The sequence below is a fragment of the Microbacterium sp. genome (assembly GCF_049661145.1).
Classification (GTDB): Bacteria; Actinomycetota; Actinomycetes; order Actinomycetales; family Microbacteriaceae; genus Microbacterium.
Genome location: NZ_JBASZT010000304.1, coordinates 1 through 6648 on the forward strand (window position 1 = coordinate 1; position 6648 = coordinate 6648).

The window sequence follows — 6648 nt, forward strand, 5'->3', positions numbered from 1 at the left end:
CCGCCGCTTCGGGCCCTCACGCCCCGGCGCCGATGCTCGCCGTCAATGCGACTCCCGGGCTCGCGCGAACCGCTGCGCAGCGCTGGGGCGAGGCCTGGGTCGAGTTCAAGTGGGACGGCATCCGCGCGATCGGCACGTGGGACGGGCACCGCCTGCACCTGCGCGCCCGCAGCGGCACCGACATCACGGCCCGCTATCCCGAACTGACCAGCGTCGACGCGGGCCTCGGTCCACGGCCCGCCGTCATCGACGGCGAGATCGTCGCGATGGATGCCGCGGGCAGGCCCAGCTTCACCCGCCTGCAGTCGCGCATGCACCTCACGAAGCCGCAGGAGATCGAGCGCGAGGCGCGGCGGACGCCGGTGACGTACGTGCTGTTCGACGTGCTGCGCACGGGTGACGACGACACCGCGGCGCGCCCGTTGTCGGAGCGTCGCGAGGCACTGGAACGACTCGCCGCCGCCACGATCCCGGCTATCGTCCTGCCGCCGGTCGCCGACGATGTCGACGTGGCTTTGCGGACAGCGCGCGAACTGGGGTTGGAGGGCATCGTCGTGAAGGACCCGCGCTCCCCTTACCGGCGAGGCGCGCGCTCGGAGGAATGGCTGAAGGTGAAGCTCACCGCGACGCAGGACGTCGTGATCGGCGGCATCCGCCCCGGCAAAGGAGGGCGCACGGGGGCGATCGGATCGCTGCTCCTCGGCATCCCCGGCGATGAGGGATTGCAGTATGTGGGACGGGTCGGGTCGGGGTTCACGGAGCGCGAACTGGCGCGGCTCGCGGCACGCCTGGAGCCGCTGCGCACCGACGAGAGTCCGCTCGTCGGGGTGCCCGACGCCGATGCCTCCGACGCGCTGTGGGTGCGGCCCGAACTGGTCGGCGAGGTCGAGTTCGCCCAGTTCACCCCCGGAGGCACGCTCCGCCACGCACGGTGGCGCGGTCTGCGTGCCGACGTGGCGCCCGGCGACGTGCGGCGCGAGGTGTGAGGGCCCGTCCGGGCTACGGCGTCGCCGACGGGGTCGCCTTCGCCTGGGCGGCGAACACGCCGACGACGTCGCCGTCGAGCACGAACTGCAGAGCAGTGCCTTCACCGAACTCGTCGCGCAACTCTTCAGGAGCGTTCTCGTCGATCGTCAACTGTGCGACAGCGGGGAACGGTCCGGCGGCGCACCCGTAGTACATCGGGCCGTCGATGCTGGAGCCGTCCTCACTGACACCGTCGGTCGGGATGATCGTGAGGCACTCCGTTCCGTCGCTGAACATTCCACGGGGCGTGTGCACGACGGTGACGCCGTGGAAGGCATACGCGCTGGCGCCCTCGACACCACCGCCCCACCACCCGTCGAGCCAGGCGGCATCGCTGAGGTTCCGGTCATCGAGCGTCGCGACCTGCGGCGCACCGGTCGCGGGTGACACCGGTCGGATCCCGGCGACAGCGTAGGTGGCGACGGCGACCACTGCCGCGACGGCGACCAGCGAGCACACCCACGCGATCGCGACCGGGCGGCGCCGCCATGCGCGCGTGAGCCGCTCCCGCACCGGCACGACCTCTTCGGCCGGCGCATGCTCGGCGAGAGACTCCTCGGCGAGAGAACGACTGGCGGACGAGGGTACGGGTGACACCCGTTCTCTCGGCGCGGAGTTGTTCTCTCGCGGGATTGGGGGCGGCGGATCGGATGCCGGGGCGAAAGCCGCGGAAACGCGGGCCGTGGCCTCGAGTTCGCGCAGTCGTGAGCGGGCTGTCGGGTCGGCGTCGATGTCGGCATCCGGTCCGTAGGCGCGGGCTCGCAGCGCGCGGAGCTCGGTCAGTGTGGCGTCATCCATCACGAGCATCGTCGCACAGCCCGCCGAGGCAGCGTCACCGATGCGCGTCGTGCTCGCGGTGGCCGGCCGGTTCCATCTGGAACGTCGAGTGCTCGACGTCGAAATGCTCGGCCAAGCAACCCTGCAATCCCGACAGCAGCGCTCCCGCGCCGCCGCCCGCAAGAACGGATGGCTCCACGACGACGTGCGCCGTGAACACCGGCGCTCCCCGCGTCAGCTGCCACACGTGCACGTCATGAACGTCGACGACTCCGGGCTGGCGCAGGATATGGTCGCGGATCGCGCCGACTTCGGTGCCCTTCGGAGCGCGTTCCCCCAGCACCGAGAACACCTCGCGCAGCAGCCCCACGGCGCGCGGCAGGATCATCGCCGCGATGATCAGCGACGCGAGGGCGTCCGCCGGCATCCATCCGGTCGCCCAGATGACGACGGCCGCGACGATGACCACCGCCGAGCCGATCAGGTCCCCGAGCACCTCCAGGTATGCGCCGCGGACGTTGATGCTGCGCTTCTGAGCCGCACTCAGCAGGTACATCGACACGGCGTTCGCAACGAGACCGACGGTGGCGACGACGAGCATGAGCGGCCCCGACACCTCTACCGTCGCCGGCGAGGCCAGCCGCGCGATCGCCTCGACGGCGATCCACACCATGAGCGCGATGAGGACGACGGCGTTGATCAGCGCGCCGAACACCTCGGCGCGCTGATAGCCGTAGGTGTTGCGATCGTTCGCGGGCCGGGTCGCGACGATCGACGCGACAAGAGCGACCACGAGCGCAGACGCGTCGGTGAACATGTGTGCCGCGTCGGCGAGCAGGGCGAGCGATCCGGCCAGGATCGCGCCCACGATCTGCACGAGCATGATCGTGCCCGTGAGGCACAGCGAGATCGTCAGCAAACGCTGATTGCTCGCGTCGCGGATGCCGCTCGGCGCATGGTCATGCATGCTGTCAGGCTATGCCTGGGACATGCCGCCACGACCGTTCTGCGCATAGTCGGGAACGATGGTGATTCTCACTCGTTCTGCGGCAGCGTCAACCGTTCAGAACCGCAGGTTCTCGAGCAGCGGGACGAGGGCCGTGAAGGCGCGGGCGCGGTGGGATGCCGCGTTCTTCTCTTCGGCCGTCAGGTCCGCCGCCGTCCGGCCACCGTGGCCGTCCGGGACGAAGATCGGGTCGTAGCCGAACCCGCCCGACCCCGACGGCGCGGGCGCGAGCCGACCCGGCCAGACACCCTCGACGGTGTGCTCCTGCCCGTCCGGCACGACGAGCGCGATCGTCGAGACGAACCGCGCGCCGCGGTGCGGATCGGCGATGTCGGAGAGCTGATCGAGCAACAGCTCGAGGTTCGCGGCGGCATCCTTCCGATGCCCCGCCCAGTACGCCGAGAACACGCCCGGCGCTCCGCCCAGCACGTCGACGCACACACCGGAGTCGTCCGCGAGCGCGGGAAGGCCGGTGTGCGCGGCCGCCGCGCGCGCCTTGATGAGGGCGTTCTGGGCGAAGGTCACTCCGTCCTCGACGGGTTCCGGCCCGTCGTAGCCGACGACCTCCAGGTCGGGCCGGACGGCCGCGACGATCGCGCCGAACTCCACGACTTTGTGCGGATTGTGGGTCGCCAGGACAACTTTCGCGCTCATCGAGGCCCTTCTTGTGGAGTTTCGGCGGGGATCAGCCCGCGAGGGCTGCGGCCTGGGCTCCGCGCAGGTCGGCGCAGCCGGCGAGGCCAAGCTCCAGCAGCGCGTCGAGTTCACGCTTGTCGAACGGCGCGCCCTCGGCGGTGCCCTGCACCTCGACGAACAGGCCTCGCCCCGTGACCACGACGTTCATGTCGGTCTCGGCGCGCACGTCCTCGACATAGGCGAGGTCGAGCATCGGCTCCCCGTCGATGATGCCGACCGAGACGGCGGCGACCGAATCGAGCAGCACTTTCGCGTTCTTGCCGACGAGGCCCTTCGCACGTCCCCACTCGATCGCGTCGACCAGGGCGACGTACGCACCGGTGATCGCCGCCGTGCGCGTGCCGCCGTCCGCCTGCAGCACGTCGCAGTCGATGACGATCGTGTTCTCGCCGAGCGCCTTCGTGTCCACGACGGCGCGCAGCGCGCGACCGATGAGGCGCGAGATCTCGTGGGTGCGTCCACCGATCCTGCCCTTGACCGATTCCCGGTCATTGCGGGAGTTCGTCGCCCGCGGCAGCATGGCGTACTCGGCGGTCACCCACCCCTTGCCCTTGCCGGTGAGCCAGCGGGGCACGCCGCCGGTGAACGACGCGGTGCACAGCACTCTCGTGCCGCCGAACGAGATGAGCGCAGAGCCTTCGGCGTGAGCGCTCCAGTTGCGCTCGATCGTGACGGGGCGGAGCTGATCGATGGCGCGTCCGTCGGCGCGGGTGATGGTGGAAGCAGTCACGGGGTTCCCTTCGGGAGGTCGATGAGGCCGGTCTGCACGAGACGCACGGCGGAGACGCCGCGGCCCATCAGGCGATCGGCAAGGTTCAGGAAGTCGTCCGCCGACGAGCCGGTGGCCTCGTAGACGTGCGTGGGTGCGGCGTCCGGCCCCGCCAGCAGGTCGCGGGAGACGAGCTGACGGTAGACGTCCTTCGCGGTCTCGGTATCGCTCGAGACGAGCGATACGCCCTCCCCCATGACATAGCTGATCGCGCCCTCGAGAAAGGGATAGTGCGTGCAGCCGAGCACCAGAGTGTCGACACCGGCGCGGCGCAGCGGCGCGAGGTACTCCTCGGCGACCGTCAGCACCTCGGGCGAGCCTGTGATTCCCGCCTCGACGAACTCCACGAACCGCGGGCAGGCCTGAGCGAGGACGGTGAGGTCCTCGTTGACGCCGAGCATGTCCTGATAGACGCCCGAGCCGATCGTGCCGGCAGTGCCGATGACTCCGATGCGGCGGTTGCGCGTCGTGGAGATCGCGGTGCGCACGGCGGGTCCGATGACCTCGACGACCGGCACATCGTAGCGTTCCCGCGCGTCGCGCAGCAGGGCGGCGGATGCCGTGTTGCAGGCGATGACGAGCATCTTGACGCCCTGGTCGACGAGTGTGTCGAGCACTTCGAGTCCGTACCGGCGCACGTCCGCGATCGGCTTCGGACCGTACGGGGAATGAGCGGTGTCCCCGACGTACAGGATCGACTCGCGCGGCAGCAGCTGCGAGACCGCACGGGCGACGGTGAGACCACCCACCCCGGAGTCGAAGATCCCCACGGGCGCGTCGTTCACCCTCCCAGCCTACGCGGCCGTCGGTAGGAGCCCTCAGCCCACTCCAGAGAATATGGTGATGGGTATGCGCGCCTCCACCGCCCTGTTGACCGACCGCTACGAGCTGACGATGATCGACGCGGCCCTGCGAGACGGCACCGCATCCCGCCGCTGCGTCTTCGAATTGTTCGGCAGACGCCTGCCCGGTGCTCGACGCTTCGGCGTCGTCGCCGGAACCGGGCGCTTCCTGCAGCAGCTGCGGGAGTTCCGCTTCGGCGACGACGAGCTGCGCTGGCTGCACGACAATCACGTCCTTGGCCGCGAGGCGCTCGACTTCCTGTCCGGCTACCGTTTCACCGGGACCATCCGCGGCTACCGTGAGGGCGAGCTGTACTTCCCCGGCTCCCCCATCCTCACCGTCGAAGGCACGTTCGCCGAAACCGTCGTGCTGGAGACGCTTGCCCTCAGCATCCTGAACTACGACTCCGCCGTCGCGAGTGCGGCGGCCCGTATGAGCATCGCGGCGGGCGACCGGCCGCTCGCCGAGATGGGGTCGCGCCGGACTGCCGAGCAGTCCGCCGTCGCCGCCGCCCGCGCGGCGTACGTCGTCGGCTTCGATGCGACGAGCAACCTCGAGGCCGGCCGCACGTGGGGCATCCCCACGATGGGCACCGCGGCGCACGCATGGTCGCTGCTGCACGAGTCCGAAGAGGAAGCCTTCCGCAGTCAGATCGCCGCCCTCGGCATCGAGACGACGCTGCTCGTGGACACGTACGACATCCGGGAGGGCGTGGCGACGGCGATCCGCGTCGCAGGGACGGGCCTGGGCGGGGTGCGGATCGACTCGGGTGACCTGCCTACCGTGGCCACCGAGGTTCGCGCACAGCTCGACGAACTCGGCGCCACCGGCACGAAGATCACCGTGACGAGCGATCTCGACGAGTTCGCGATCGCGGCGCTGGCCGCCTCACCCGTCGACGCGTATGGCGTCGGCACCTCGGTCGTGACCGGATCGGGCGCGCCGACGGCCGGAATGGTCTACAAGCTCGTCGCGCGGCAGGATGCCGCGGGCGGTTGGGTCGCGGTGGCGAAGAAGTCTGCCGACAAGGCATCGAAGGGCGGGCTCAAGACGGCGTTCCGCACCCTCGATCACGGCACCGCGACCAGCGAACTGATGGTCGTGTCGGATGGATTCGAGCAACTCGCGACGGCGGCCGAGTATCCACAGTCGCGCCCGCTCATGGTCACCCTCGTCGAGCACGGTGAGGCGGATGCCGCGTACGAAGGCATCGGCGGTGTCGATGCGGCCCGCGCCCACCACGCGCGGGTACGCGAGGAACTGCCGGTGCGCGCGCTGGCGCTCAGCCGGTCGGATCCGGCGCTGCCGACCGTCTACCGCGACGCCGGTTGATCCGAGTCAGCTTTTCAGTGGCGCTGCCGCGCCGTGGGGCGAGAAGGCCTGGCACATGTTGCGAGACTTTCGCTTCAGCTTTTCAGGGCCGCTGTGCGGCCCTCCGTGGGGGTGGAAAGATCGGGGTGGTCGCCTCTTGCTGGCTTGGGTTGGTGGGGTGGATGCTGGGGGTGCTGGTCGCGGATAACGTCGGATCCGT

General features: G+C 70.0%; 7 protein-coding genes. 2 read left to right on the forward strand and 5 right to left on the reverse strand.

Features of this window, described 5'->3' with window-relative positions:
- Positions 1-986, forward strand: a 986-nt coding sequence (gene ligD, locus WBP48_RS12950; RefSeq protein WP_424441062.1) for a non-homologous end-joining DNA ligase, incomplete at its 5' end; no start/stop codon positions are given.
- 13 nt (positions 987-999) lie between these two features.
- Here ligD and WBP48_RS12955 read toward each other — a convergent pair.
- From WBP48_RS12955 to murI, 5 genes are all read right to left on the reverse strand, one after another.
- A complete protein-coding gene (locus WBP48_RS12955) occupies positions 1000-1824 on the reverse strand; it encodes a hypothetical protein (protein WP_424441064.1) in 825 nt (274 codons plus the stop codon).
- A 34-nt stretch (positions 1825-1858) separates the two neighbouring features.
- Entirely contained in the window at positions 1859-2770 is a 912-nt protein-coding gene (locus WBP48_RS12960; protein WP_424441066.1) for a cation diffusion facilitator family transporter, read from the reverse strand.
- Positions 2771-2866: 96 nt separating this feature from the next.
- Entirely contained in the window at positions 2867-3463 is a 597-nt protein-coding gene (gene rdgB, locus WBP48_RS12965; protein ID WP_424441068.1) for an RdgB/HAM1 family non-canonical purine NTP pyrophosphatase, read from the reverse strand.
- Between the two features lie 31 nt (positions 3464-3494).
- A complete protein-coding gene (gene rph / locus WBP48_RS12970) occupies positions 3495-4235 on the reverse strand; it encodes a ribonuclease PH (protein ID WP_424441070.1) in 741 nt (246 codons plus the stop codon).
- Entirely contained in the window at positions 4232-5059 is an 828-nt protein-coding gene (gene murI / locus WBP48_RS12975) for a glutamate racemase (protein ID WP_424441072.1), read from the reverse strand. Before murI ends, rph begins: the two co-directional genes overlap by 4 nt.
- A 64-nt stretch (positions 5060-5123) precedes the next feature.
- On the opposite strand from murI, the gene WBP48_RS12980 reads away from it, so the two are divergent.
- Positions 5124-6449, forward strand: coding sequence for a nicotinate phosphoribosyltransferase (locus WBP48_RS12980; protein ID WP_424441074.1), 1326 nt, complete (start codon positions 5124-5126; stop codon positions 6447-6449).
- The last annotated feature ends 199 nt before the right edge of the window (positions 6450-6648 follow it).